Source organism: Pseudomonas sp. PDM19, from assembly GCF_014852215.1.
GTDB lineage: Bacteria > Pseudomonadota > Gammaproteobacteria > Pseudomonadales > Pseudomonadaceae > Pseudomonas.
The window spans coordinates 1,841,762-1,866,298 of record NZ_JACVBG010000001.1 but is presented as its reverse complement, the minus strand read 5'-3'; the positions used below and the strand labels follow the sequence as shown (position 1 = coordinate 1,866,298).

19 protein-coding genes and 1 pseudogene are annotated in these 24,537 nt (G+C 68.0%); 2 read left to right on the top strand and 18 right to left on the bottom strand.

Going from position 1 to position 24,537, the window contains the following annotated elements; translation table 11 throughout:
• The 10 genes and pseudogenes from IB273_RS08220 to IB273_RS08175 form a co-directional block, all read right to left on the bottom strand.
• Window positions 1–1,280 (bottom strand): annotated as a pseudogene (locus tag IB273_RS08220) (hypothetical protein); the annotation flags it as partial.
• A gap of 55 nt (window positions 1,281–1,335) precedes the next feature.
• A complete protein-coding gene (locus IB273_RS08215) occupies window positions 1,336–3,705 on the bottom strand; it encodes a type VI secretion system Vgr family protein (protein WP_192223778.1) in 2,370 nt (789 codons plus the stop codon).
• Window positions 3,706–3,817: 112 nt separating this feature from the next.
• The gene (locus IB273_RS08210) at window positions 3,818–4,456 is read right to left on the bottom strand and encodes a helix-turn-helix domain-containing protein (protein ID WP_081518360.1); all 639 of its coding nucleotides are present in this window, start codon (window positions 4,454–4,456) and stop codon (window positions 3,818–3,820) included.
• A 3-nt stretch (window positions 4,457–4,459) separates the two neighbouring features.
• Complete coding sequence (locus IB273_RS08205; protein WP_192223777.1) at window positions 4,460–4,621, bottom strand: hypothetical protein; 162 nt, start codon at window positions 4,619–4,621, stop codon at window positions 4,460–4,462.
• 113 nt (window positions 4,622–4,734) lie between these two features.
• The gene (locus IB273_RS08200) at window positions 4,735–5,472 is read right to left on the bottom strand and encodes a UTRA domain-containing protein (protein WP_192223776.1); all 738 of its coding nucleotides are present in this window, start codon (window positions 5,470–5,472) and stop codon (window positions 4,735–4,737) included.
• Between the two features lie 8 nt (window positions 5,473–5,480).
• Entirely contained in the window at window positions 5,481–6,077 is a 597-nt protein-coding gene (gene pnuC / locus IB273_RS08195; RefSeq protein WP_081518358.1) for a nicotinamide riboside transporter PnuC, read from the bottom strand.
• An 11-nt stretch (window positions 6,078–6,088) separates the two neighbouring features.
• Window positions 6,089–8,260 carry a TonB-dependent siderophore receptor gene (locus IB273_RS08190; protein WP_192223775.1) on the bottom strand — a complete coding sequence of 724 codons (2,172 nt, stop codon included), beginning with the start codon at window positions 8,258–8,260 and terminating at the stop codon, window positions 6,089–6,091.
• Between the two features lie 112 nt (window positions 8,261–8,372).
• Complete coding sequence (locus IB273_RS08185; protein WP_192223774.1) at window positions 8,373–9,248, bottom strand: sulfurtransferase; 876 nt, start codon at window positions 9,246–9,248, stop codon at window positions 8,373–8,375.
• A 1-nt stretch (window position 9,249) separates the two neighbouring features.
• Window positions 9,250–10,395, bottom strand: coding sequence for a phosphotransferase enzyme family protein (locus IB273_RS08180; RefSeq protein ID WP_192223773.1), 1,146 nt, complete (start codon window positions 10,393–10,395; stop codon window positions 9,250–9,252).
• Window positions 10,392–11,312: an ABC transporter substrate-binding protein gene (locus IB273_RS08175; RefSeq protein WP_192223772.1), complete on the bottom strand. Its 921-nt coding sequence runs from the start codon at window positions 11,310–11,312 to the stop codon at window positions 10,392–10,394. The genes IB273_RS08180 and IB273_RS08175 overlap by 4 nt, the downstream gene beginning before the upstream one ends.
• Before the next feature lie 291 nt (window positions 11,313–11,603).
• On the opposite strand from IB273_RS08175, the gene IB273_RS08170 reads away from it, so the two are divergent.
• Entirely contained in the window at window positions 11,604–12,680 is a 1,077-nt protein-coding gene (locus IB273_RS08170) for a sigma-54 interaction domain-containing protein (protein WP_081518353.1), read from the top strand.
• Here IB273_RS08170 and IB273_RS08165 read toward each other — a convergent pair whose 3' ends face one another.
• From IB273_RS08165 to IB273_RS08135, 7 genes are read right to left on the bottom strand one after another with little or no spacing between them, the layout of a single operon-like run.
• Complete coding sequence (locus IB273_RS08165) at window positions 12,681–13,820, bottom strand: LLM class flavin-dependent oxidoreductase (RefSeq protein WP_225610101.1); 1,140 nt, start codon at window positions 13,818–13,820, stop codon at window positions 12,681–12,683.
• A complete protein-coding gene (locus IB273_RS08160) occupies window positions 13,810–14,847 on the bottom strand; it encodes an LLM class flavin-dependent oxidoreductase (protein WP_192223770.1) in 1,038 nt (345 codons plus the stop codon). Before IB273_RS08160 ends, IB273_RS08165 begins: the two co-directional genes overlap by 11 nt.
• Window positions 14,844–15,872, bottom strand: a complete 1,029-nt coding sequence (locus tag IB273_RS08155) for an LLM class flavin-dependent oxidoreductase (protein WP_192223769.1) — start codon at window positions 15,870–15,872, stop codon at window positions 14,844–14,846. The genes IB273_RS08160 and IB273_RS08155 overlap by 4 nt, the downstream gene beginning before the upstream one ends.
• Window positions 15,869–16,900: an LLM class flavin-dependent oxidoreductase gene (locus tag IB273_RS08150; protein WP_192223768.1), complete on the bottom strand. Its 1,032-nt coding sequence runs from the start codon at window positions 16,898–16,900 to the stop codon at window positions 15,869–15,871. The genes IB273_RS08155 and IB273_RS08150 overlap by 4 nt, the downstream gene beginning before the upstream one ends.
• Complete coding sequence (locus IB273_RS08145) at window positions 16,897–17,841, bottom strand: 5'/3'-nucleotidase SurE (RefSeq protein WP_192223767.1); 945 nt, start codon at window positions 17,839–17,841, stop codon at window positions 16,897–16,899. The genes IB273_RS08150 and IB273_RS08145 overlap by 4 nt, the downstream gene beginning before the upstream one ends.
• Window positions 17,838–19,172, bottom strand: coding sequence for an LLM class flavin-dependent oxidoreductase (locus tag IB273_RS08140; protein ID WP_192210787.1), 1,335 nt, complete (start codon window positions 19,170–19,172; stop codon window positions 17,838–17,840). Before IB273_RS08140 ends, IB273_RS08145 begins: the two co-directional genes overlap by 4 nt.
• Before the next feature lie 55 nt (window positions 19,173–19,227).
• Window positions 19,228–21,675, bottom strand: a complete 2,448-nt coding sequence (locus tag IB273_RS08135; protein WP_192223766.1) for a TonB-dependent receptor plug domain-containing protein — start codon at window positions 21,673–21,675, stop codon at window positions 19,228–19,230.
• A gap of 413 nt (window positions 21,676–22,088) precedes the next feature.
• Here IB273_RS08135 and IB273_RS08130 point away from each other — a divergent pair, with 413 nt between their 5' ends.
• The gene (locus IB273_RS08130) at window positions 22,089–23,084 is read left to right on the top strand and encodes a P1 family peptidase (RefSeq protein WP_081518345.1); all 996 of its coding nucleotides are present in this window, start codon (window positions 22,089–22,091) and stop codon (window positions 23,082–23,084) included.
• A gap of 35 nt (window positions 23,085–23,119) precedes the next feature.
• On the opposite strand, the gene IB273_RS08125 is transcribed toward IB273_RS08130, so the two are convergent.
• Window positions 23,120–24,505 (bottom strand): tetratricopeptide repeat protein, encoded by a 1,386-nt coding sequence (locus tag IB273_RS08125; protein WP_192223765.1) that lies wholly within the window; start codon window positions 24,503–24,505, stop codon window positions 23,120–23,122.
• Window positions 24,506–24,537: the final 32 nt, after the last annotated feature.

The window sequence follows — 24,537 nt, the reverse complement described above, 5'->3', positions numbered from 1 at the left end:
TCGGATTTCTTCATGTCGTGGTAGACGCCGATGTGCCCTATCAACTGGCCGGCCTTGATCGGGATCGGCGGGTCCGGAAGGGCGACCGAGTCCCGTTGCAGTGGCGCGATGAGGGGGGCCAGTGCGGAAAAGCGTACATAACCCTCCGGGGCCTGGTGCCCATAGTCACCACCGTAGGCGGGCAGTTCAGGCACTTCGGTGTGTTCGCCGCCTTCCAGGCCTTGGGGGATCACGGCTTCCAGCTTGCGGTAGGCGCCTTCACCACTGACGACCAGTTCGGTGCCGCGTGCCAGTGTGCCGGTGACTTTGCTGGTGGCCGCTTCCGTGGCATGGATATTGAGCTGGTCGCCGGGTTTCTGGCCCAGGGCGTTGTCCTTGACGCGGTAGGCCCCTGTGGCCGTGTCCAGTGCATCAAGGCGGACATAGCCGCGGGCCGTTCCGTGTTGCGGGCCGAGCGCTGGCAGTTCGATGCCTTCTGCACTCACCAGTTTCACGTAGCCGTGCGAGGGAGCGGAGCCGCCGATGGTCACGCGGGTGCCGCGTGGCAGGACGTTCACGATGGCTCCCTTTGGGCTGGGCTTGTCGTGCACGGTAAGGCCGATGGGGCCGGGGTCAGCCACATCGTTCTTTACCCGATAGGAACTGGCGGCCCAGAACACCGGGCGGGCCTTCGCCGCGTCGGCCTGGTAACTCGCCCAGTCCTCCAGGTGCATGTAGAGGCTGTAGAAAACCAGGCTGGGTGGCGGCTTTGTCGCGCCTTCGATCGCGGGGGCTTGCAAGCGGTGGCGGACCAGTACGAAGCCGCTGGCGAAGGGCAGGGAGACGGTGTCGTCGTGGCCTTTGTGGTAGGTGGTTTTCGGGGTGACGGCGGGTATCCGGTAGGCCACTACCTCGCCATCGGCCAGGCAACTGACGTGGCTCTGATCGAGCGCGCTGGCGGTGCCTGCATCAAAGTGCACGCCGCCGTGCCACATGCCGTTGATGCCCAGCGGATAGAAGCCCGCCAGCGCTTTCGACATGTGGGTGAGCTGGGCGATGGGGGCTTCCTGGCCTCCGGTTTGTACCTTGAAGGGGTAGCTCCAGTTCTTCAGCGGCGATGGAGTCTGGGCAGCCGGCGCAGGAGCTGGTGCTGCCGTTGGTTGAGCAGGGGCCGGCGGGGGCGCAGCAGGGCGAGAGGCTGGCGGCTGTTGCCGGGAGTTCTGCGGGGGCGGCGGCCCATAGCGCCAGCGCCGGTATTCCCTTTTCAAGTCGCCGAGCATGTCGAACAGTTGATCAAGCATGGTGTGTCCCTTCTTCGGGTCGTCTAGCGACCCGCCATAGGCTTTCGGTATGGGGTTACCCCGAGATCAGATCGTGATCCTGGAAGCGGCTTGGCGAATCGATAGGCACCGGCATCGGCTCCATTGGCCGCTGCAGCGAGGCCGAGCCGCCCCACGCCAGATGGTCATTGCGAATGCGCAGGTCACCCGGTGCGCCGATCTCGATGGAACCGTCCTTGAGCTTGATGTATGCGCCACGGCTGACCAGGGTGATGCCGTGTTCGGCATTGAGGACCATCTCGCCGTTGACGCTGCTCAGCTGCATGTCTGAGTTCGATTGCAGGTTCATGGCGTCGGTCTGCGCCTGGATTTCCACCCTTCCACGGCCAGCGAAGAGCTTGGCGCCAAGCTTCTGGGCGAACAGGCTGATGCCTTCTCCTGCGGCCACGCTGAAATGTTTGAACAGGCTGAAATCGGCGCTGTTGCCAGCGGTGGCGATCAGGTTCTGGCCTGTGGCAAGTTGAAGATTCTGCGGCGTGGTAAAGACCATGCCGGCCGGCGCCGAGGCGACCAGTCCAGCGTCCTTGAGCTGGTTCATTCTTTCTCTGTGTTCGCGCTGGCTATCCAGGTCAGCGGTATCGGCACGGGACACAGCTGCGCTTTGCTCCAGTGCGGCCACCAGCTCGCTGGCGTTGCGCAGTTGTGCAACGACCTCAGCCATGTCCAGCTGTTCACCTTGCGCGCTGGGCTGCACGTCGGCACTGATGAACAGGCCCTTGCCGGCGCGAATCGCGCCCCAACTGTCAGTGCGCAGTTCGAAGCCTTCGCCGCGCTGCTGCCGTTGCGCATCCACCAGATGGCCGAGATTCAGCTGGGTCTTGCCGCTGTATTCGGTGGACAGCTTGATGTGCTCTTTCCCGCGCGAGTCATCCAGGCGCAGCTTGTTGTTGGCCGGCGTGCGCAGGACGTTGCGCTTGTAGTTCTGCAGGGTGACGTGGTCGGGGTGCCGCGAGTCGTGGATGGCGTGGGTGATGTAGGGGCGGTCCGGGTCGCCGTTTTCGAAGGCGATCCGTACTTCGGTGCCTTGTATCAAAGGCAGGTGCAGGCCGTACGTTTCGCCGCCGTAGGGGCGGGCCAGGCGCAGCCACATTGACTCGCGCCCTGCGGGCCAAGTGTCGCGGTCGAAGACGAAATGGCACTTGTAGCGGCCTTCCATGTCGATGTGGGCATACAGGTCATTCGATTCGGGGCTGGTAATGCGGGCCGGGATGGTGCCGGCAATCACCGGTTTGGCCGGCACGTCGGGACGGAAGCAGACCTGCTCGTCGTAGGGGATGGCTTCGAATTGCACTTCGAAGCTGCGGTCGCGGGCGGCGCTGCTGTGCAGGCGGACGATCACCGCGCCCGGTGCGAAGTGCTTGTCCACGCCGTCGAGCTTGAGTATCTGCCCGGGTAGCAGCGCGGGGCTGCTGGTGTGGCCGGTCAGGCGCGTGCGTGCGTTGAGGTAGCGCTCGTGGGCGAGGCGCGCGTAGAAGTAGCCGCTTTCGCTTTCCAGGTCTTCGTCCTGGGCATAGGCGTCGCCGAGTTTCTGATGCGGTTCGCCGTAGTGATAAGTCTCGCCGTAGGTGGTTTTCGGCGATTTGAGCAGGTCGACGTTGGCGTCCAGCTCAGCACCGGCGTCGCGGTAGTAGTAGGCGCGGTTGCTGACGCTCTGCACGACCCCTTCATGGTTGTCTTGCAGGCCCCAGACGGCATCCTGGCCGCTGGACTCCAGCGACGACAGCGGGCGCAGCGGCAAGAGTGGCGCGGGCAGGTAATGGCGCTGGTCGTCGTGGAATTCCAGTACCTCGATTCGCAGGCGCTCATCCATGCTGAAGCGGTACCAGATGCCCACTTCGGCCGTCAGGCGCTGGATGAAGGTGAGATCATCCTCGCCGTACTGCATCACCTGTTCGCGCTGCGGATACTCGCGGGTCAGTTCGAAGAGGAAATCCTGCCCTTCGAGCTCATTGCGCCGCAGCACCTGCTCGACGATCTCCGGCACGCTCTGGTTCTGGTAGAGGCGGTACTGGCGGGCGAGGCCCAGCAAAGCAAAGCGGGGTACAAAAACCACCTCGTAGCGGAATTCGTCCCGTGACATGGCCAGCAGGGAAAAGCGGCTGATCGTGCCGTACAGCGTGCGCAGGGGTGGAGCGATCGGCGGTGTGTAGCCGGGAATGCCTAATTGCTCGGGCGGCGCGCGCAGGCTGAAGCTGGCGTCCTTGCAGAGGAAGGCGTCGGCCGGGAGATCGCGGTGGGTGCTGGTGAATTCGATGCGGTAGGTGAAGGGCTGGCTGAGCGCTTCATCGCCGCTGAAGGCCAGGACATCCAGAGGCGCATCGACGTCCCTGACGCTGAAGGTATGACGGCTGTGGTCGAAGAAGCGGTGGGAGGCATCGATGAGCATGGCGGGCGTCCATTCCGGAGGAATGGTCATCCCACCAGTTAGGCTGTCGCCTTGTCAGTCGGACCAGTCCGTAACGGCCGTCCGATTGGTCGGCATGTATGCCTGCCTATCCTCAGTCCAACCGCTCCGCATAGGTCGTCACCAGGTACGCCACTGCCTCGCTGTCCGCCGGGTTGCGGTAGCTGTGCGGCTGGTCGGCGTAGAACAGGATGGAGTCGCCGGTGCCGAGGAGGAAGCGTTCTTCGTTGACGCTGATTTCCAGCACGCCCTGGGCGACCACCAGGTTTTCCTGGGTACCGGGGGCGTGGCCGGTGGAGTGTTCGGTGGCCAGGCCCTTCAGGCGCAGTTCGTAGAATTCCACCTGGCGCGAGACGTCGAAGGGGAACAGGGCGCGGCTGACGAAGGCGCCATCGCCGCTGACCAGGCGTTTGCTGTCGCGCGCCGGCAGCACCGCTACGCCGTCGAAGGCGCGGTCATCGAGGAAGGCGGCGACCGAGACCTTGAGGCCCTGGGCGATCTTGCTCAGGACCTTGATCGACGGCACGCTGCGGCCGGATTCGATCTGCGCAAGCATGGTACGGCTCACGCCACACAGGCGGGCGAGGCCGTCGAGAGAGAGGTTGCGCTTGGCGCGCAGGCGCAGCAGGTTGCTGGCGACGCGCTCGCCGATGGGATCATCCGACGCGCTGGAGGCATCTTGTGCAGCGTCGAACGCCACGGCGGGCAGGTCCGTGGCGAGCGGCAAACCCATGGCTCAAGCCTCGCGGCGGCCGCTGTCGCGGCTCTGCTGGACGATCTGGAAGGCGTCGTAGCCGGCGCGCTGGGCATACAGCATCCACATCAGCTCGGCCTGGCGGCGGGCCTGACGGCGCGTGCGGTGGCGGGCGAGGTCGATGATGTTGCCGGTGCGGTCCATGGCGGCTCCAGAAGGCTTGCAGACAAGCCGGTTGCGGTGAGTTGGAGCTACCTTAGCCGTGATCCTGTTAGAACCAGAAATACTGAATTAGCATTTGGTAATTACTTATTCGGCTATATCGGGCGTGAAGGAAAATCCGCCTGAACCGCCACGGACACCGCGTCCGGCCGCCAGAATTCCTGGTCGAATTCCACCAGCAAGCCGTCCTCGGCGTAGTTCAGCCGCTCCAGCACCAGGTTGCTGGCGCCGGAGGCCAGTTGCAGCAGCTCGGCGTGGTCGTCGTTGACCGTGCCCAGTCGCAGGTTAAGCGTGCAGCGCGTCTGCACCTTGCCGAAGCGCTCGCGCAGCACGGTGGTCAGCGAGCGATCCAGCCGCGCGTCGAGCAGCTCCGGGCACCAGCTGGCGAGCAGGGTGTTGATCTCCACCAGCACTGGGCGGCCGTCGATCAGCCGGCGGCGGTGCAGGCGGAACACTGGTTCGTCCGGCGATGGCAGGCTCATCCGCGCTGCGAGCCAGGCGCCGGCGCGGCGGCGTTCGGCGCTCAGGCATTCGGTCTGCGGTTCGCGGCCCTGCAGGCGCACGTAGTCCATGAAGCTGACCAGCCGCGTCGGGTCGTAGTCGATGCGCGGCGGGCTGAGGTACCAGCCACGGCGGTTCTCGCGGTAGATCAGCCCCTCGGTTTCCAGTTGCTGCAGCGCCTGGCGCAAGGTCACGCGGGTGCACTCGAAGCGCTCGGCGAGGTCGCGCTCGGGAGGCAGTTTCTGCCCGGCGAGAAAGCGCTTCTGGGCGATGTCCGCGGCCAGCTGGTCGCGGATGCGCGCGTAGTGCGGCGGGATGGCCTGGTAGAGCATGACGGTCCTCAGGAATTGCCGCTGGCCAGCGCCGGAGTGCTGGGTGGTTCGTCGTGCAGTTCGCGCCGCCAGGCCAGCAGGCCGTAGATAGCGAGGCCGACGAAACCGGCGTACAGCCCGGCGGTGAGGTACAGCGCCTTGTAGAGGAATACCCCGGTGTAGAGCACATCGAGGATGATCCACAGCCACCAGCTGGCGACGTACTTGCGCGCGGCCCAGAAGCTCGCCACCAGGCTGAAGGCGGTGAGCGCGGCGTCCAGCCAGGGCAGGGCGGCGTCGGTGTGGGTATGCATGGCCCAGCCCAGGGCCAGGGCGCCAACGGCACCGGCCAGGCAGCTGGAGAGGGCGGTCGCCAGCGGCAGGCGTTCCACGCGAACCTTGCCGTGGTCGCTGCCGCCCTGGCTCCACTGCCACCAGCCGTAGAACTGCAGCACCACGAAGACCAGTTGCAGGAGCATGTCGGAGTAGAGCTTCACGCTGAAGAAGATCCACGCGTAGAGCAGCACCGCCACCACGTTCACCGGCCAGCACCAGCGGATGCGCCGGGCCGTGAGCCAGACGCCAAGCACGTTGACGATCACCGCGATGATTTCCAGAGCAGACATTGCCGCTTTCCTCAGAAGTTGACGCTCGCCGTCAGGCGAGCCGTGCGCGGCGCACCCTGGAACAGGTAGCCGTCGCCGAAATATTCACCGACATCGCGCCAGTAGCGCTTGTCGAACAGGTTGTCGACGCTCAGCCGCAGCGTGGTCGGGTAGTCGCCGATCCGTGTGCTGAAGCGCGCGCCGGCGTCATAGACGGTGTAGCCGCCGACCTCCACCGCGCCGTCACGGTCGGCGTACTTGGCGCCGCTGTAGCGCGCCGTGCCCAGCAGCGAGAGCCCCGGCACTTCGGCCAGCGCGTAGTCGGCCTGGAGGCTGGCGCGCAGGCGCGGGACGTTGATCGCCTGGTGGCCTTCGTAGTCGTCCGTGTCGCTGCCCACCACCCGCGAGCGGATGGCCGCGACGCTGCCGCTCAATTGCAGCGCGGAGGTTACCCGGCCACTGGCGGACAACTCCAGCCCGCTGTTCTTCTGCTGGCCCTGCTGCACATAGGTGAAGGTGCCATCGCCGTTGGGCCGGGCGAACTGGTAGGCCTGGTGGATCTGGAACAGCGCGGCGCTCCAGTCGAAGCCGGGCAGTTCCTGCTTGATGCCGAACTCGACCTGGCGCGAGGAGGTGGGCGCCAGGGTATCGCCGGCGTTGCTGGCGAACCAGGGTGCCTCGCCGCCCAGGGACAGGCCCTTGCTGTAGCTGCCGTAGATCGAGATGTCCTCGCGCGGCTTGAAGATCAGCGCGCCATTGGGCAGGAACTCCGAGCGCCGGGTGTGGCGGGTGGTGTCGCCGTCACTGTCGAAGGTGCGTTCGTCCAGGCGCACCTGGCGACCGCCGAGCACCACTTGCCATTGCTCGCTCAGGCTGATGCGGTCGCTGGCGAACAGGCCGTACTGGCGGCTGTCGAGGTGACGGTAGCTGTGGCCGGGCTCGCCAGCGAAGGGCTCCACGGCACCGATGCCGGTGTAGATGTTGCCGGTGCCGACCCATTCGTTGAGTTCGGGGCGGCTGTCCAGTACACGGCGGAAGGCCGAGGTGCCGACAGTCAGCTCGTGGCGCAGCCAGCCGGTGGCGAACTGGCCGTGCAGCGCGGCTTCCAGTTCGTCGTTGCGACGGGTGTCGTCCGGGCTGCGGAAGTCGTAGAGGTCGTAGTCGCCTTCGGGGCTGAAGTAGTTCGGTACGGCCGAGTCGGCGCAGCTGGCGGCGCCGTAACAGCCCCACGGGAAGGCGCTGTAGTCGTCGATCACCACCTTGCTGCGCGAGGCGCTGAGGGTGCCGGTCCAGGCGTCGTCGAAGCGGTACTCGAAGCGCGTGTTGAGGTTCAGCGACTCGATGCGTACCGGGTCGGCCCAGCTCTGGTAGCCGATGCGGTCGTGCGGGTCGATGCCGTGGGGCAGTTCGCTGCCGCCCAGCAGCTGGTAGCCCGGCGCCGAGGGCTGGCGGCGATTCTGGTACTCGGCGTCGAACTGCCAGAGGGCGTTGGGCGAAAGATTCCAGTCCAGTGCCAGGGAGGCGAAATCACGGTTGCCGTCGGTGTGGTCGATGTAGGAACGCAGGTCCTCGTGGGCCAGGTTCACCCGCACGCCGACGGTCTGCTCGGCGTCCAGCCAGGCGCCGACATCAGTGGCCAGGTAGCGGCCACCTTCCGCGTCGGTGCCGAGGGTTACCGAACGCACGTCCTGCGGCCGCTTGGTGACGTAGTTGATTACCCCGCCGGGTTCGGACACGCCGCTCTGCAGGCCGGACAGCCCCTTGAGCACCTCGACCTGTTCCTTGTTTTCCAGCGCCACGTTCTGCTCGCCGGTGATGGTGCGGCCGTTGATCTTGTAGCTGCTCGCAGCATTGAGCGAGTAGCCGCGGATCTCGAAGTTCTCGTAGTAGCCCACCGGCGCGTAGGCCTCGCCGGTGGAGGCGTCGTTCTTCAACACGTCGCTGAGCAGGCGCGCCTGCTGGTCCTTGAGCAGCGCCTGGTTGAATACCGAGATGGAAGCGGGCGTATCCAGCAGCGGCGCCTCGCCGAAGCCGCCGACCGAGGCGCGGTCGCTGGCGTAGCTCCCGGTGTCCTGGCCGATCACCGTGACGGTATCCAGGGTGGTGGCTTCTTCGGCCTGGCCGGTGCCGCTGGCCAGCAGCACGGCCAGGGTCAGCAGGCTGAGGGGAAATCGCGTGCGCGCGGGGCGCGGCAGGTACTGCATGGAACGCTCCTGAATATTGCCGGGGCGTGCGCCGGGAATGTGCGGGGCAGAACCCCTCCCGCGCGAAACGGATGGCCTTGGATGTGAGACGTGATTGCCCGCGGGCGGGCTGTCAGACCGGAGCTGCTCCGGTGGTCAATGGCAGGGAAGGCTCTGCGGCCCACTCCTGCAGCGAGCCGTCGTAGATCGCGACCCGCGTTTCCCCGGCCAGTGTCAGCGCCAGGGCGAGGGCGGCGGCGGAGATGCCGCCGCCGCAGTACAGCAGCAAGGGTGGTTCAGCCTGACGCAGCCCGGTGAGGGCCTCGCTCAGGGCTGCACCGCGCCGGTAGCAGCCGTCTTCGTCGAACAGCTTGCGCGCCGGCAGGTTGCTGCTGCCGGGGATGTGCCCGCGACGGGCATAACGGGTGACGGCGCTGCCGTCGAACAGGGCGGCGGACAGGGCGCAGACCAGCGTGCCGTGAGCATTGCCGGCCACCACCTTCTCGACGTCGTGACGTTCGATCCAGAAGCCGCTTTGGTACTTCGCCGGGGTCGAAAGCTTCCCGCGTCGGGCAACGACCCCCTCACCTTCTTCCAGGGGGAAGCCGTGAGCGATCCACGCCCGCAGCCCACCATCCAGCACGGCCGCGTCGATGCCCAGGCTGCGCAGCATCCACCAAAGGCGTGCGGCCCAGAAACCATCGGTGCGGTCGTAGATCACGATCAGCGAATCGTCGTGGATGCCAAGCTTCTGCAGCGCGTCCAGTGCTGCCCTGGCTTCCGGCAGGGCGAAGCTGAAGGGCGCGTGGGCATCCGCCAGATCGTCCAGCAGGTCGGCATGCCGCGCGCCGCGAATGTGCCCGGCGAGCCAACCGGCGTGGCCGCTCTGTGCGCGGTAGTCGCCGTCGAACTGCGGGGCGGCGAGTTCGACGCTGGCGTCCAGCAGGCACAGGCGCGGGTCGTCCAGCGTGGCGGCGAGCGCCTTGGCGCTGATCAGAATGTCGCTCATCTCAATCCACCTTTGCGGCCAGTTGGCGGATATGGTCCAGCAGGCGCTGGCCTTCGCTGCCGAGGAACCAGCGGGTGTGGCCGATCAGGTAATTGTCGTAGGCCAGCGAAGCGCTTTCGGCCGAACCGAGGATGCCGTGGAAGTAGATGACCTCCGATAGCGCGAAGTCCGCATGCACCAGCGGCAGCAGCGCGGCCAGCGCGAGCAGGTCGTCGCGGCTCAGCGGGCGAACGCTGGCGTAGCCATTGAGCAATGCGTCGAGGGCGTCGAGGTCGGCCTCGGCGGGCCGGCCCTGGTCCAGCTCCAGCCAGGGCACCAGGTTGCGTTCGATGGCGGTGGCGAGGTCGAACAGCGCAAAGCTGCGGTCGCTCAGGCCGAAGTCCAGCACCGAGACCACCTGTGCCTGCGCGCCGTCCTCGCTCCACAGCAGGTTGGAGGCGTGCCAGTCGTTGTGGGTCCACAGCGCCGGCTGGCGCCGCAGGTAGGGCAGCAACTCGCGTTGCAGCGGCAGATGCAACTCGCCCAGGGTTTCTTTCCACGGCCGCGCCTGCAGGTAGTCGGCGAGGGCTGGGGCCTGAGGGAAGGTTGCTTCAATGGCAGCGAGCGGGTCCGTCGCGCCGAACAGGTTCAGGTTGCTGAGCAGCACGCCGGCGCGTCGCGAGGGCGCGTCGAAGCCTTCGGCGGCGCGGTGCAGTTTCGCCAGCGCGGCGCCGGCGGCGAAGGCGTGGGCGTTGTGCTGGAAGGGCGTCCAGGACAGCGCGTCGCGGTACAGGTCCTGGCCTTGGGCCTTCTCATGAACCTCATAGGTCCAGCCGTCCCGCTCGATGGCGCTGCGGCCTTGGTCATCGCGCAGTACCCGGGCGACCGGTGCGCCACGGCTGGCCAGGTGATCGAGGAAGGCGTGCTCTTCCGCCAGCCAGTCAGCGCTGCGCACGCTGGGGTGGTGGCGCTTGACGAACAGTGCGCCGCTGGCGCTCTCAACCAGCGCAGCAGCGGAGAAGGGGCGGGGGCTGTGCCAGATCAGGCGGGCGTCGCCGCCCGCCTCGGAGAAGTCCGCCAGCACGGCGGCGACTTCCGCTTCGGTCAGCGCGGGCCAGTCGGCCTCTACCGGTTCCAGGCCCATGCCGTGGCTCAAGCGTTTCGTCATGCTGGGCTCTCCCCTTGCCAGGCATTGCTGGTGGCGCCGCGCCAGATTTCCGGGTCGCGCAGCACACCATGGTCATGCAGCCACTGGGCATAGGGCTGCAGCAGTTCTTCGCGCTGCTCGCCCCAGCGGCCCTGATGCAGCCAGCTGGGCGCGATGCGCCGCAGGGATTCTGCCAGCATCTCGCGGGGAAAGTAGGGAGTGGTGCGTTCGTAGACCGGCAATGCGGCGTCCGGCTCGGCCGCCGCGGCGAGGAATCCCCGTGCGGTGACGGCGATAAAGCGCCGGGCGACGTCTGCGTTTGCATCCAGCCAGTCCTCGCGGGCACCCAGCAGGTAGCTGTGGTAGGGCGGCGCGCCGATCTCGTCCACCGGCAGGACGACGCGGCGTTCGTCGGCGATGGAGCTCGGCAGCAATGCCTCCCAGGCCCAGTAGCCGCCGAAGCTGGCATCGGCGTGGCCGGCGGCCAGGTCTTCCGGGCGCAGCTCGCGGAAGCCGGCATCGACCAGTTGCACCGCGTCCGGGTCACCGCCATCGCGGGATACCAGGTGGCGCACCATGGCCACGCCGCGCGGCGTCGGGTTCAGAGCCAGGCGTTTGCCCTGAAGGTCCCGGGGGCGGCGGATACCGCTGTCGGTGAGGGTCTGGATCGATTCCAGAGCGCGATGGTTGATCGCCGCCACGCCGATCAGCGGCTGACCCAGTTCGCGACGCACCAGCAGGCGATTGCTGGGGAACACGCCGAAAGCAGCAGCGCCGCGCGCCAGGTGGTCCAGGGTGTCGCCGTGGTAGGGGTCGTGCACCACCAGCTCCACGTCCAGCCCCGCGTCGCGGTACCAGCCGCGTTCACGGGCGAGGTAGAAACCGGCCGAGTTGGGCCAGGGATGGAAGTATTCGAGCATGACCCGCAAGGCAAACATGGAACCTATCTCCGATACGGCCAGCGGCCGGCGACTGCGATGGAGCGTATTGAAGAGGAGGACATTTGGTATATACCAATATGAATTTAACTGGTTTTTATAATCACATGGAATAAAAAGACTGTCGGCGGGCTGAGCAGGACCTGCAGGACATGGAAACCACAAGATTCTCGCGAATCGCTCTGGCGCGGGCGTTTCGGGTTATGACCTCATGCGATTTAGATATTTATGGTTATAAGAAGTCGGGGATAAAGTAACGGCTTCATCTAAGGCAGGCTGCAAGCAGGACCCATGAGCCAATCACCCTGGGGCGCGACGCCCGTGCTGACCTTGCCGCAGGGCGAGAAGCAGCCGCTGTCCATTCGCGCCAAGGCGCTGGTGTTCGCCGATCCGCGCTCGCGCCAGTTGCTGGAATTCCTCGACCGCGTCGGCCCCAGCGAGGTACCGGTGCTGATCAACGGCGAGACCGGTACCGGCAAGGAACTGGTGGCGCGCTACATCCACAGTGCCAGCGGGCGCAAGGGCGCCTTTGTCGCGGTGAACTGCGGCGCGATCAACGAGAACCTCGCCGAGAGCGAGCTGTTCGGCCACGAGGCCGGGGCCTTCTCCGGCGCCACCGGGCGCCGTGCCGGCTGGTTCGAGGAGGCCGACGGCGGCACCCTGTTCCTCGACGAGATCGGCGACCTGCCGATGCCGCTGCAGGTGAAGCTGCTACGCGCCTTGCAGGAGCAGGAGATCGTCCGCGTCGGCTCGCGCAAGCCGATCAAGGTGGACATCCGCCTGGTCACCGCCACCAACGTCGACCTCGAGCAGGCGGTGGATGCCGGCAATTTCCGTCTCGACCTGTTCTATCGGATCAATGTCGCCCAGGCCCGCGTGTTGCCGCTGCGCGAGCGTCCGCTGGACATCATGCCGCTGGTGGAACACTTCCGCCGGCTCTACGCCCAGCGCCTGAAGATTGCCGAGCCGATGTTCTCCGAGGCCGCCGTCAGCGCACTGCTGGACTACGCCTGGCCGGGCAACATCCGCGAGCTGGAGAACGTCGTGCACCTGGCCCTGCTGGTGGCGGGGGAGAAGGCGGTGCGACCCGAGCACCTGAAGTTCTCCGCTGCGCTGTCGGGGCAACGGATGGGCTCGGGAGCGCCGACCGGACTGCCGCAGGAGATCATCCGCGACCAGTTGCAGCGCCTCTTCGAAGTGCCGGGGGAAACCCTGCTGCATGATCTGGAGGACCTGATCGTCCGCGAGTCCTTCGCCCACTGCGGCTTCAACCAGCTGCGTACCGCCGCGCTGCTGGGCATCAGCCGCAATGCCATGCGCACGCTGCTGGTCAACCACGGCCTGCTCAAGGGCCGCGCCAAGGCCTGATCAGTCGCGGCGGCGCTGGCTGCTGCTGGCCACGGCGTCGTCACGGCGCAGCAGGGGCAGCAGCTCCTCGCCGAGGTGGATCGCTTCTTCCAGGTGCGGATAGCCGGAGAGGATGAAGGTGTCCACGCCCAACTGGTGGTACTCCTCGATGCGCTCGGCCACTTCCGCGTAACTGCCCACCAGCGCCGTGCCAGCGCCACCGCGCACCAGGCCTACACCCGCCCAGAGATTCGGTGAGACCTCCAGGTCGCGCACGCTGCGCGCACGGCCCTGGGTCAGGCTGATCTGCCGCGATTGCCCCACCGACTCGTAGGCCGCCAGCTGTTGCTGGGCCCGTTCGATGGCATCGCGGGGAATCTCTTCCAGCAGGCGTCCGACGTGGGCCCAGGCCTGGCGCGAGTCCGCGGCGGCGAACACGTGCAGGCGCAGGCCGAAGCGCAGCTCGCGGCCCTGTCCAGAGGCCAGCTCGCGCATGCGCAGGATGCGCTCGCGGATCATCGCTGGCGGCTCGCCCCACATCAGGTAGCTCTGCGCATGGCTGGCGGCGATACGCTCGGCCACCTCCGAAGCACCGCCGAAACAGATGGGCGGCAGCGCGGCTTCGCGGGCGATCGGCACCGGGCTGCCGGTGCGGTAGTGCCGGCCGTGGTGCTCGCGTCCGGCCCAGGTGGCGCGGAACACATCGAGGAATTCGGCGCTGCGGGCATAGCGCTCGTCGTGTTCGAGAAAGTCGCCCAGGGCGCGCTGCTCGAAGCGGCTGGAGCCGCTGACCAGGTGCAGCAGCAGGCGGTTGTCGCTGAGTTGCTGGAGGGTGGCGGCCTTGTGCGCGGTGTGCGCGGGCAGTTCGACGCCAGGACGCAGGGTCAGCAGGAACTTCAGCCGGCGTACTTCCTGGACCATCAGCGCGACGATCAGCCAGGGGTCTTCGAAGCCGCTGGCGGTCGGCACCATGATGCCGTCGAAGGCCGCCTGCTCGGTGGCGCGCACCACCTGGCGCAGGTAGTCGAGGGTCGGCGCGCGCTCACCCTGCTGGAACAGGCCGACCTTGGGCAGGCCGCTGCTGGTGAGGTGGTGGCCGTCGCCGTTGGTGGGCAGAAACCAGTCGATCTCGATGCGTTGGCGTTTGGGTTCAGCGACCAATCCGGGTGTCCTTTTCCGCTTCGTTGCGCAGCAGTGGCAGGACCCGTTCGCCGAAGCGCAGGACCTCGCGCACCGCGTTGGGGGCATGCAGGATGATCTGCTCGAGGCCGGCGCCGCGCAGCTCATGCAGGCGGCTGACGATCTGCTTGTAGCTGCCCACCAGCACGGGCGATTCGCCGGGTGCGGGCAACCACAGGTTCGGGTGGATCTCGCTGCGCCGGGCGGGGTGCTCGGCGCGCTCGGCAAGCAATTCGACCACCGTGGCATCGGTGCGGCGTTTGCCCCGGGGCGGCGCGGCTAACGCCTGGGCCTGGCGAGCGGCCTCGTCCCAGGCCTGCTCCTCGCTGTCGCGGGCGATGATCCCGAAGCTGGCGACATGGCCCAGGGAGCGGCCGGCAGCCAGCGCGGCCCGGTTCAGGCGCTCGATGGTTTCGCCCAGCTGCGCGACGCCGTTGCCCTGGACGAAACAGAGGTCCGCGCGGCTGGCGATACGTTCGGCGCCCAGGGTTTCGTCCAGCAGCAGCGGCGTGGGTGGCAGGTCGCGCAGGCCGAGGCCGGCGTTCTCCAGCTGGAAGTAGCGGCCGTTGTGGTCCAGTGGGGTGGCCGGGGCGTGCAGCAGGCGTTGCAGGATGTCGAGGAACTCGTCGATGCGTTCGTGGCGCTGGTCGCGGTTGAGCACCTCGCCGAAGGCCCGGCGCAGGCTGCCGCGGTCGCTGTCGGGCAGGTGCAGGCGGACCCGTCCGGCGGACAGCGATTGCAGGCTTTGCAGGGTGGCCGCCAGCGCGGCCGGGAGCATGGCTTCCGCCGGCAGGCTCAGGGTCAGCCCGAGCCGCCGGGTATGCGCGCACAAGGCAGCGGCGACCATCAGGCTGTCCGGCTGGCTGGGGCCGCCGGGCAGGTAGAGGTCGTCGAAGCCTGCGTATTCCGCGGCCTGGGCCAGCTGCACCCATTCCGATGGCTGCGCCTGCCAGTCCAGTCCGCGCCGGGTGCCGCCGGCGCAGAGCTTCCAGGCGAAGCGCAGGCTCATCCGGCGACCGCCAGACGCTCGCCGGCGCTCGTCCAGCCCAGCGCCGGGGCGATGTCACGCGCCAGTTGTTCCAGGCGTCGCAACACCTGGGCCTGGGTGGAACTTTCCGACTGCACCACGGCGATGAAGTAGTCCGCGTAGGGCAGCAGCGATGGGTCGTTGCGCACGCTGGCAATCACCTCCTCGGGATGACCGTGGTGGACGTTGAGCAGGCGCAGGTGGCTTTCCAGGTCGGCGGCTTCGTCGATCAGGCCCTCGCGGATCAGCCTCGGTACGTGCAGCTCGATGTCCGGCGCGAGCTCCGCGCGGGACTGGGTCTTGTCTTCAGCGGGAAACACCGCGCGGACTACACCGATGCGTGGCCGCCGGGTTTCGTCCCGCCAGGCGCCAAGGTAGGCATCGGCCAGCGGCTTCTGCACCGTCAGCGGATCGTGGGTGGCGGTGCCCAGCAACAGGCCGTTGCCTTGCTCGGCGGCATACACCGCGCCGGCTTCGCTGCCGTGGGAATGCCAGAGCCGCTCCCGCAGACCGGCCGCCGGCGGATGCAGGCGCAACTGCGCTTCACCGGGCAGCGGCGCGCCTAGCAGGGCGGCCTGCAGTGCTCGCTGGGCTTGCTGGAAATCCTCCTGGCGGCGCTGGGCGTCTCGGCCGAAGGCATTGAACATGTCCAGGTTGGCGCCGCCGCTGCCCAGGCCCAGTTGCAGGCGGCCGGCGGACAGTGCGTCGAGCACGGCGGCATCTTCGGCCAGGCGCAGGGCGTCTTCCAGCGGCAGGGTGACGACCGCCGTGCCCAGCTCGATGCGCCGGGTGCGTGCGGCAATATTGGCGAACAGCAGCAGCGGTGAAGGCAGCTGGCCGAAGCCGCCGCTCAGATGGTGCTGGGCGATCCAGCCGCCGTCGAAGCCCAGCGCCTCGGCGAACTCGAACTGCTCCTGCAGGTCGCGGTAGACCTGGCGCGGGTCGCTGCCGAAGGCATGGGTGAGGAAGCCGAGCTTGAACGGCTTCCGGGTTTGCAGTGCGCTCATGCCGGTATCTCCTGTGCGGGTGCGCGCTGCTGGCGCGGTTGCCAGCCCAGCGCGGGGGCGATGTCGCGGGCGACGGTTTCCAGGTGGCGCAGGGCTTCGGCGAAGCCGGTCGAGGTGGTCTGCACCTGGACGATCAATTGGTCATCGGCGCCCAGCGGTGCATCCGCACGCAGTTGCTCGGCGATCTTCGCCGGGTCGCCGTGCAGCACGCCGAGGGCGTCGAGCACCGCTTCGAAGCCCTGTGCCGGGTCCGCGTGGCCAATGCCGATGCGGCGCTGGCGTTCGACGTAGGTGAGGATGTCCTGGCGCAGGGTCGAGCCGGCTGCGGCAGCGTCGGCACCGGGGAAGACTGCGCGCACCAGGGCAACGCGGGGCGCTCCGACGTGGGTGGGATTCCACGCCTGGCGGTAGCGTTCGATCACCTGCGAGCGCGGCTCGGCACCGGCGTTGGGGTTGGGCGCGAGGATCAGCCCGTTGCCGCGCGTGGCGACCTGTTCGACGCGGGACGTCGCCTCCCACAAGCGTTGTTCAAGGCCATGGGCGGCGGGGCGCAGCACGCGCCCTTCGGCATTCAGCGGCTCGCCGGCCAGGGCCTGGCGCAGACGCTCCAGGCGCTGGTCGTACTGCGCGTGGCGGCCTTCCAGGCTCTGGCCGAAGGCGGCGAAGCTGTCGGGGTCGAAGCCGGCGCCTAGGCCCAGTTGCAGACGGCCCTGGCTGATCAGGTCGAGCACAGAGGCGTCCTCGGCCAGGCGCAGGGCGTTCTCCTGGTTGAGCACCACGATGCCGGTGCCCAGCTGGATGTGCCGGGTGCGCTCGGCTGCCGCGCCGAGCAGCACCAGCGGCGAGGGCAGGCGGCCGTTCTCGCTGGCGAAGTGGTGCTGGGCCAGCCAGCCGCTGTCGAAGCCCAGCTCCTCGGCGGCCTCGAACAGTTCCAGCGTCTGCTGGTACAGGCGCGGCTCGAACTGCGGGGCGTATACGCGGTTGAGGAAGCCCAGGCGGAAGCTGCGGTGGGGAGTACGGCGGGTCATGGTTCTTGCTCCGTGAGGTCGGCCTGGCCCAGCAACGGCGTCAGCGCGGCGTCGAGGCGCCCGCTGTCGGCCGGCGCGCCGGGCAGGGCGCTGAATGGGCTGAGGGTGAGGTAGCCCCTGGCGACCCACACCGCTTCGTCCTCGGCGTTGCTGGCGTCCGGCGGCGGCGACCAGGCGAAGCCGATGCCCGGCTTGCCCGCCAGCTTCGCGTCGAGCTTGCCGAGGTCCTCGGTGTAGAGGGCGTGGAAGGGCACGTAGCTGCCGATGCGGGTCAGTCGCGCGCCCTGGAGTTTTTCCAGCGGCGGCAGGTTGAGGTTCAGACCTACGCCCCTGGGCAGCAGCGCGCCATTGGCTTGTCGGTGCTTGTCCAGCGCGTCCACCAGGCGGGTGACGATGGCGGCGATGCGCGGGCTGTCCTGCTCCTTCAGGTCGGCGCTGACGGCCAGGGCGGGCACGCCGGAGAGCACCGCGACGCTGGCGGCGTTGAAGGTGCCCGAGGCGCTGTTGAGGGCGCCGAGGTTGTTGCCGGGGTTGGGCCCGACTATGACCAGGTCCGGGTGCGGCAAGACCTTCTCCAGTCCCAGCAGCACGGCCATGACCGGCGTGCCGCTGATGCGGATATCCACCTGCTGGCCGGCGCAGCGGGCGCTTTCGCAGAGGCCCTTCTCGGTGGTGGTGAGGTAGTAGCTGTCGGGATAGGCCGGATCGTCATCACGGCCGACCTGTGTCTCGCGCCCGAAGAAGAAGGCACCGCTACGCGCGCTCTGGTCGCTGTAGGGCGCGGCTATGCGCACCGTGTGCCCGTCGGCCTTCAGCGAGGTGTACAGCGCGCGGATGTTCGGGTGGAGGTAGCCGTCATCGTTGCTGAGCAGGATGTTCAGCGCGAACGCCGGCTGCGCAAGAGCGCAGCCGGCAGCCAGCAGCAGGGGCGCGAACCTCATGCCGCGCTCCCGGCGAAACGGTTGGCCGGACGCACCAGGCCGAGGTTCTCGCGCAGGGTTGCGCCTTCGTATTCGCGGCGCAGCAGGCCGCGCTCCTGCAGCAGCGGCACCACCTCGTCGACGAACACCTCGATGCCGCCCGGCAGGTACGGGAAGAACACGTTGAAGCCATCGCAGGCGCGGGCCTGGAACCAGGCATCGAAGGTATCGGCGATGTCTTCGGCGGTGCCGATCACCGGGTTGCCGCCGGCCAGGCGCAGGTACAGCTGACGGATCGTCAGGCCTTCGTTGCGCGCCAGTTCCAGCACCTTGTCGCGGCGGCTGCCGCGCTGGCCGACCGGGGTTTCCGGCAGCGGGCCGTCGAGGTCATGGGCGGAGAGGTCGATGTCCTCGCCGAGGGTGTCGGCCAGCAGGCGCAAGCCGAGCACTGGGTCCACCAGGCTCTGGAATTCCTCGAACAGCTCGCGGGCCTCTTCGCGGGTGCGGCCGATGAAGGGGGTGACGCCGGGGAGGATCTTGATGCCGTCCGGGTCGCGGCCCAGCGCGGCGGCGCGTTGCTTCACGTCGCTGTAGAAGGCCTGGGCGGCGGGAATGGTCTCGGCCATGGCGAAGATGACTTCCGCCACGCGCGCGGCCAGCGCCTTGCCGGCATCCGAGGCGCCGGCCTGCACCAGCACCGGGTGGCCCTGCGGCGGGCGCGCCACGTTGAGCGGCCCACGCACCGAGAAGTACTCGCCCTTGTGGTCGAGCACGTGCAGCTTGGCCGGGTCGAAGTACTGTCCACTGGCCTTGTCGCGCAGGAAGGCGTCGTCCTCCCAGCTGTCCCACAGGCCCTTGACCACGTCGTGGAACTCTTCGGCGCGACGGTAGCGCTCGGCGTGGTCGATGTGGGCTTCGCGGCCGAAGTTCCAGGCCTCGTCGGAGACCACCGAGGTCACCAGGTTCCAGGCGGCGCGGCCCTTGGACAGGTAGTCGAGCGAGGCGAACTTGCGGGCGATGTGGTACGGCTCGTTGTAGCTGGTGGTGGCGGTGGCGATCAGGCCGATGCGGCTGGTGACGGCGGCCAGCGCGGCCATCAGGGTCAGCGGCTCGAAGTGCTCGCCGCGCGCGGTGCGGCTCAGGGCGTCGAGGTGGTGGCCCCAGAGGGCGACCACGTCGGCGACGAACAGCGCGTCGAAACGGCCGCGCTCGGCGGTCTGCGCAACCTGCTTGAAGTAGTCGAAATCCAGGCTGGCGTCGGCCTGTGCCTTGGGGTGGCGCCAGGCGGCGACGTGGTGGCCGCTGTTGGCGAGGAAGGCGCCGAGCTTGAGCTGGTCGGTGCGGCGGGTCATGTCTTGTCTCCCGTTCGGGCGGGCGCCGCCCGGGCGCCCGCCGGCTTGTGCCAGGTCAGAAGTTGTAGGCCAGGCCCGTGTACCAGTAGCCGCCGGTAGTGCCGTAGGGCGAGAAGTTGCCGTACGGGAAGGCGCCGGAGGTGCTGGGCAGGTTGGTGCGGTCGGGGTAGACGTTGAACAGGTTGTTCGCCCCGGCGGTGAGGGTCAGGTTGCGGGTCAAGTGGTAGTCGACGTTGAGGTCGGTGATCCACTGCGGGTCGAAGGTACGGTCGTAGACCTCGGCGGTGCCGTACTGGGTGTACTCGCCGTAGCGGGTCAGGTTCAGGCTCACGTCGAACTGGCCGATGCTCCAGTCGGCGCCCAGCAGCAGGCGCGATTCGGGCTGGCCGTGCTTGAGGTTGCCCTGGCGCTGGCGGTCGTAGCCGCCGTCCGGGCCGAGGGCGGACTGGGCCACGGAGGAGGCGTGGATCTTGTCGATCTCGGTGGTGTTCCAGTTGAAGCCGGCGTTGTAGCGGATGCTGCCGTAGGCGCCCAGCTCCTGGCGGTAGTCGCCGACGATGTCGACGCCGCGGGTGGTGGTGTCCAGCGCGTTGGTGAAATAGGTGACGTACTGGTTGGGGTTGAGGCCGGCGCCGGCGAGGATGTCCTGGATCGCCTGGGTGCCGCCCAGGTAGCCGGTCTGGGCGATGCGGTCGCGGATCTTGATCTGGTACGCGTCGATGGTCAGGCTGCTGGCCGGGGTCGGCTGCAGGGTCAGGCCGACGCTGTAGTTGGTGGACTTCTCCGGGCTCAGGGTAGATGCGCCCAGAGCCTGGGCCACGTCCGAACTCACCGCGACGTTGCGGTAGTCGATCAGGTTGCCGTTGACGCTGCTCTGCGAGGTGGAGCTGTAGATCTGCTGGGCCAGCGAGGGCGCGCGGAAGCCGGTGCTGGCGGTGCCGCGCAGGGCCAGGATCGGGGTCAGCTGGTAGCGGGTGGAGAGCTTGCCGTTGGTGGTCACGCCCGAGCCGTCGTTGTAGTGCTCGTAGCGCCCGGCGAGGTCGACGTGCCACTTGTCGGTGAAGTCCTGGCCGATCTCGCCGTAGCCGGCGTAGCTGGTGCGGCCCTTGGAGGCGGCGTCAGCCGGGGTGGTGCCAGCGCCGGAGATGGTGCCGGGGGCGATCAGCGCGCCGTTGGCGCCGTACTGGTAGTCGCCGTAGCCGTAGGAGGCGTACTCGCCCTTGCCGATCTTGTAGTTCTCGTAGCGGTGTTCCAGGCCCCAGGAAATCTGCGTGGGCTTGGCCAGGCCGAGGTCGAAGGCGCGGGTCAGGTCGAGGTTGCTGGTCCACTGGCTGAAGGTCTTCACGCCGGTGTCGACGTTGGTCGGCGAGTCCGCGCCGTAGCTGAGGTTGTAGGTATCGGTCAGCGTGGCGCGGGCGTGGTCCTGGCCATAGGTGGTGGACAGGTCGTAGTCCCAGCCGGCCGCTTCGCCCTTGCCGCCGAAGGCGAACTGGAAGTCGTTCTCGATGAACCGCAGGTTGTCCTCGATGCCCTCGGGGTAGGGCGTCGGGATGCCGTTGAAGCTCGCCGGCTGGTGGAACGCCAGCGGCTTGGACGACTCGCGGTTGGTATAGGTGGAGAAGGAATACAGGGTCAGCGCGTCGTTCACCGGCAGCTCGGCGTTGTAGCCCAGGCTGAAGTTCTCCACCTTCGGCAGGCCGGTGCCGTAGTAGGTGTGCTGCAGGCTGGTGTTGCCGGCGGAGTCGGTATAGGGCGCGTTGTCGGAGCGGTCGGAGACGTTCTGGTGCTTGTAGTCCAGGGCAAAGTTGACGAAGCCCTCGTTGCCCAGTTCGAAGCCGATGTTGCCGCTCTGCCGGGCGGTCTCGCCGTCGCCGTTCTCGTAGTTCTGGCCGTAGGTGCTGGCCAGGCGGCCGCCGTGGTCGGTCTGCTTGAGCACCACGTTGATCACCCCGCCGATGGCATCGGAGCCGTACTGCGCGGAGGCGCCGTCACGCAGGACTTCGACGTGGTCCACCAGGGCGGTGGGGATCATGTCCAGGTCCACCGGCTGCGAGCCGGAGTTCAGGTAGGTGCCGTTGTTGAGCAGGGCGCTGTTGTGCCGGCGCTTGCCGTTGACCAGCACCAGCACCTGGTCGCCGTTGAGGCCGCGCAGGCTGATCGGGCGGACCACGGAGGTAGAGCCGAAGCCGGACGAGGCGGGCAGGTTCAACGAGGGCAGAACGCGGCTCAGGGCGCGGGTCAGGTCGCCCTGGCCGGTGGCTTCCAGCTGCTTGCTGGAGATGACGTCCACCGGTGCCGGGCTGTCGGCCAGGGTGCGCGCCTGGCCACGGTTGCCGACCACCACCACGGTGCTCAGGCGGTTGTCGGTGGTGCTGCCGTTGGCGCTGGCATCGGCCTCGGCGGCGCGCGCCGGCAACGCCTGGGTAACGGCGAGGAACAGAAGGCTATGGGTGAACAGCGTGCGGGCGGTCGATGCGCTCCGGGCACGGGTGACTGCGGTCATGGTTACGCTCCAAGGTTTGCTCCCGGCTGGCGCCCGTCTGGGTGGCCGCTGCGGGTTATCGTGTCGACGGCATCGGGGCCGCGTTGGCGAACGGCTTGTTGCTGGGAGGGACTGGTCGCGTTCAGTCGGAAGGCAGGCTCAAGCTCATGGCGGTGACTAGGCAAGCGCTGTGCCAGACTGGAAAGGCCTTGTCTTTCAGTGGTTTGCCGGTGGTGCTGGAAATTCCCTGCTGGGTTTGCAGCAGCGCCGACCCAGGCTGTTGCTTTTCATCCAGCCGCTGGTGAGGCGCAGGTCCCGGGCGGCGCGATGCTGCATTTGCAGCAAGGGCCACGCAGGCAGGTTCGAGCCTTCACCGTGGTGCTGGCACAGGCCTTGCTCCGGCGCTGCTTTCACTTATCTGCCTGGAGAGACGCATGCCCAGACCCGGCCCGCGCAACCTGATCACCGATATCCCCGGACTGCTGGTCGGCCATGCCACCGATGAACGTGTGCGCACCGGCGTCACCGTGCTGCGCCCGAATGGCGTGTGGACGGCCAGCGTCGATATTCGCGGCGGCGGCCCCGGCGGGCGCGAGTCCGCTGCGCTGGAGCCGGAGAACATGGTGGGACAGCTGCATGCGCTGGTGTTTTCCGGCGGCTCGGTGTTCGGTCTGGGTGCGGCGGATGGCGTGAGTGCGGAGCTCTCCGCGCGGGATATCGGCCTGCACCTGAAGGCCGGCGCGCCGGCCATTCCCATCGTGCCGGCGGCCGTGCTGCATGACCTCGCCAATGGCGGCGACAAGGGCTGGGGTATCGATCCGCCATACCGCGAGCTGGGCCGCGAGGCGCTGGCCAACCTGGATGTGGAGTTCGCCCTGGGCGCGGTCGGTGCCGGGCGCGGTGCCATGGCCGGTGTGCTGCCCGGCGGGCTGGGTTCGGCTTCGCTGGACCTGGGCGATGGCCTGGTGGTGGGGGCGCTGGTGGTGGCCAATCCCATCGGCAGTGTCTACATGCCCGACGGCAAGACCTTCTGGGCCTGGCCCTGGGAGCAGGGCGGCGAATTCGGTGGGCGCGTACCGGCAGAGCGGATGGACTGCAGCGAGCCGATGCCGGAGCTCTCACGGCTCGATTCCATGGGCCGCTTGCAGGCCGGCGCCAACACCACGCTGGCGGTGGTGGCGTGCAATGCGCGGTTGACCACCGCCGAGTGCAAGCGCCTGGCGATCATGGCCCAGGATGGCATCGCTCGCGCGGTGCGCCCGGCGCACCTGCCGTTCGACGGCGACAGCCTGTTCGCCATGGCGTCCGGCGATGTCGAGCTGGTGGATGGCCAGCGCCGTCAGGTGGAGCTGTCGCGTATCGGCTCGGCGGCTGCCGACTGCGTGGCGCGGGCCATTGCCCGTGGCGTGTACCTGGCCCGTTCCCTGTAGAAACGGGCAATGCCCGCGATCGCGCCCACGGGCGCTCAGTGGCTGGGCAAGTACGGATTCTCGCCCAGTGCTCGCGCCACCCGGCGGGCCGCGCGTGCGGCTTCCTGGGGGAGGCCGAGGGCGCCATAGACCCGCTCGAGATGGCGGTTGCCGGGCACATCCTGGGCGTCGTAGCGGCGCCGCAGTTCCAGCGCCTGTTGCGCCGCCAACCATTCCCCGGCGCGCAGTTGCGCATCCAGTTCGATCAGTGCGAACAGGTCGCGCTGGGCGTGGCTGCCGCCGATCTCGCCCAGGCGCGGCAAAGCCTGGCCCAGTCGTCGCGCCGCCAGTGCGTACTCGCCACGGGCATGGGCGTACAGGCCTTCCGCGGCGGGCAGTGTCACGTCGGCCCACGCCGCGCGGCTGAACTCCGGTGACTGGCGTGCCTGCTGCCGCAGTGCCTCGAGCAATTCGGCGGCTTCTTCCTGCCCGGCGCGGGCCAGGCCATAGAGGTATTGCAGGCTGAGGAAGGGCTGCACGACATCCGCCCGGCGTTCGCGCAGGTAGGGCACCAGTGCTTCCCAGCGCCGGCCGACATCGATGCCGGCAAACTCCAGGCGGGCCAGCAGCGAGACCGCGCCGATCTGGTCCTGGGAGTACTCGGGGAAGATGCCCCAGACGTGCCGGTCGTAGATTTCCAGCACGCGCTGCTGGTTGCCGCGCGCCAGGTGAAACAGCGCCAGGTGCCACCAGTTGTGGGTGTACATGAAGGAGTTGAGGCCCTGCCAGCCGGCGCTGGCTTCCTCGAGAAACTGCGTGCCTTCCTCGATGTGGCCACGGGTCAGCAGCACGTGGGCGAGGGCGTGTTGCGCCCAGGGCTCGCCGGGCAGCAACTGCAGGGCATAGCGCGCCGCCGCTTCGGCTTCCTCCAGCAGGTGACACTGCTCGTAGGCGAAGGCCAGCATGCCGTAGGCCTGGGGTACATCCTCGGCGCCTTTCACGGCTTTCAGGGCGATGCGCAGCATGGCCGGCGAGTTGCCGCGGTTGAACTCGAAGTACTGGTTGAGCTTGGCGGCCAGCAGGTCGCGCGGTTGCTCGTCGAGCAGCAGCTCGCTCAGACGCAGCGCCTCGGGCAGGTCGTCAGCGCTCCAGGCGGCGAGCAGCGCGGTGTAGCGTTCGGCGCGGGGAATGCCGGGGCCGGCGGCCCAGGCCCGTTGCAGGTAGCGTGCGGCGAGGCTGGGCGCCTGTGGCGATTCGGCGAACATCATCAGCAGGCCGGCGAAGGCGTTGGCCAGCACCGAGGCCGGGTCTGCGTCGGCACCGGCGAGGATGTTTTCCGCGCGGGTCTGGTAGGCGAGTACACCGCCGGTGAAATCATCGATGGCCTGGCGGGTGTCCGCGCGCTCGCTGTCGATGGGGTTGCCGAGATAGTCCTGGGTCATGCGCTGCTGCTCCAAGTAGAAGATGCAGGCTA